General features: G+C 61.7%; 1 protein-coding gene and 1 pseudogene. Both read right to left on the minus strand.

What is annotated here, in order from left to right; translation table 11 throughout:
* Positions 1-2: 2 nt before the first annotated feature.
* The gene (locus O8B93_RS27845; RefSeq protein WP_473774536.1) at positions 3-1,166 is read right to left on the minus strand and encodes a hypothetical protein; all 1,164 of its coding nucleotides are present in this window, start codon (positions 1,164-1,166) and stop codon (positions 3-5) included.
* Between the two features lie 42 nt (positions 1,167-1,208).
* Positions 1,209-1,349 (minus strand): annotated as a pseudogene (locus O8B93_RS28030) (UxaA family hydrolase); the annotation flags it as partial.
* Positions 1,350-1,396 lie beyond the last annotated feature (47 nt).

The following is a 1,396-nucleotide window of genomic DNA, read 5'->3' on the forward strand; positions in this document are numbered from 1 at the left end:
GCTTACATTGTCGCGCCGATGGACCATGGGACGAATTCATTGTCGCCATAACCCAGAAGCTCCGATTTGGTGCGCTCGCCGGAGGCGACGGCGAGGATTCTGGTGAAGATTTCCTCGCCCTTCTGCTGCAACGTCGTACCGTCCAGCACGTCACCACAATTGATGTCCATATCTTCCCCCATCTTTTCGAAGATGTAGGAATTGGAAGCGAGCTTGATCGAAGGGGTGGGCTTGCAGCCGAAAGCAGAGCCCCGCCCGGTGGTAAAACACAGGATATTGGCGCCACCCGCCACCTGGCCCGTGGCCGAAACGGGGTCGTAACCGGGTGTATCCATGAAGACCAGTCCCTTGGCGTCCACCGGTTCGGCGTAGTTGAATACTGCCGTCAGATTGGTCGAGCCGCCCTTCATTGCCGCTCCCAGCGACTTTTCGAGAATGGTCGTCAGGCCGCCCGCCTTGTTGCCGGGGGAGGGATTGTTGTTCATCTCCATGTCGTGCCGCCGGGTATAGTTTTCCCACCAGCGGATGCGTGCGGCCAGCTTCTCGCCGACCTCCGGCCGCTCCGCCCGGCGGATCAGCAGATGCTCGGCGCCGTATATTTCAGGGGTTTCCGAGAGGATCGCGGTTCCGCCTTCGGCGATCAATATATCGGCGGCAATGCCGAGTGCCGGATTGGCCGTGATACCGGAATAACCGTCGGAGCCGCCGCATTGCAGCGCCAGCATCAGTTCCGAGGCGGGGGCGGGAACGCGGGTGGCCCTATTGACCACCGGCAGCNTGGTCGAGCCGCCCTTCATTGCCGCTCCCAGCGACTTTTCGAGAATGGTCGTCAGGCCGCCCGCCTTGTTGCCGGGGGAGGGATTGTTGTTCATCTCCATGTCGTGCCGCCGGGTATAGTTTTCCCACCAGCGGATGCGTGCGGCCAGCTTCTCGCCGACCTCCGGCCGCTCCGCCCGGCGGATCAGCAGATGCTCGGCGCCGTATATTTCAGGGGTTTCCGAGAGGATCGCGGTTCCGCCTTCGGCGATCAATATATCGGCGGCAATGCCGAGTGCCGGATTGGCCGTGATACCGGAATAACCGTCGGAGCCGCCGCATTGCAGCGCCAGCATCAGTTCCGAGGCGGGGGCGGGAACGCGGTTGGCCCTATTGACCACCGGCAGCATCTCACGGATGGCCGCGACGCCAGCCTCCACCGTCTTGCGCGTGCCGCCGAGCTCCTGAATGGTAAGTGTGCGAAAGGTCTCGCTTTCCCTCAATCCGTAAGCATCCATCCAGCGCGGAATCTGAAACGCTTCGCAGCCCAGCCCCACCATCAACACGCCGCCAATATTCGGGTTCTGTGCCACCCCCCACTGGGTCCTCTTCAGCAATTCATAAGCCTCGCCATGGATAT

This window comes from Martinezella rhizogenes, from assembly GCF_027460065.1.
Lineage (GTDB): Bacteria > Pseudomonadota > Alphaproteobacteria > Rhizobiales > Rhizobiaceae > Agrobacterium > Agrobacterium rhizogenes_C.